The organism is Catenulispora rubra, from assembly GCF_015356825.1.
Classification (GTDB): Bacteria; Actinomycetota; Actinomycetes; order Streptomycetales; family Catenulisporaceae; genus Catenulispora; species Catenulispora rubra.
Map to the genome: position 1 here is coordinate 1 of NZ_JAACYW010000647.1, position 1017 is coordinate 1017.

General features: G+C 75.6%; 1 pseudogene. It reads right to left on the reverse strand.

Annotated elements, in window-relative coordinates:
- Positions 1 to 31: 31 nt before the first annotated feature.
- A pseudogene (locus GWK61_RS54750) lies at positions 32 to 1017 on the reverse strand (polynucleotide adenylyltransferase); the annotation flags it as partial.

Sequence of the window (1017 nt, forward strand, 5' to 3'; positions counted from 1 at the left end):
GGATGCGGACGGTGACGGTCGGGGGGACGGCTTAGCGCCTCAGCGTCGGCACGTCGCCGTTCGCCGCGAGTTCCAGCGCGACGCCGTTCAGCCCGCGCAGCCACGGCTTGGCGATCTCCGCCAGCTCGTCGCGGGTCGGCGGGGTGCGGCCGAGGCCGATGGCGGTGCGGAGTTCGGTGTCGGTGGCGTGGAAGGGGCGCGGCCAGGCGTGGGCGTCGGGGACGCCGGCTTCGTCGAGGGCTGACAGGAGGCTGCGGGCGCGGCCTCGGACGCGTCCCTCGAGGACGTCGCGCTGATCGACGCCGTCCGTCGTGAGGGTGAGGACGGCCCAGCGACGGTGACGCCGGTGCATCGGCGGCGGCGCGAGGAGCGCCGGGAGCGCGTCGCGGGTGGAGGTGACGGTCTCCCACGCGTTGTAGAGCTCTTCGGTGATCAGGTCGCGCATCGCCGGGGTGAGGTGCAGCGTGAGGTCGCGGATCGGCGCGGTGGGGGTGGGGATCGGCTCGCGCCAGTCGTGGGCGGCCCAGGTCTCGAAGAACTCGGTGAGGTCGCGGCAGCGTACGGCCATCAGCGCCCACGCGAGGCCGGGCAGCCCGCCGAGCGGCGCGGCGTCGAGGCCGCGCGCACGGGCCCAGGCTTTGGCGACGCGGACGTGCGGACCCGGGTGCAGCGCGAGGATCGCCTCGGCATCGGACACGGCGGACAGCGAACTGGCGATGGTCTCGCCGAGTTCGGAGCGGCGCGCGACGGCCTCGGCGGCCGGGATGTCGCCGGTGGGGGCGAGCACGAGGTCGGCGCTGAGGCGAGGCGTGACGATGCGCAGGCCGGGAACGCGGGCGGCGACGAGCTGGCGCACGCGGTGGCCCTCGCCGAGGGCGCGGGCGACGCGGCGTTCGAGCGCGTCGATGTCAGGGAAGCCTGGGACGGCCGCGACGAGGTCCAGGTCGGCGCCGGGGAGGTGGGTGGCGGTGCGGCGGGAGCCGATGAGGTGGATGACGGCTTCGGGGAGGGCTTCGG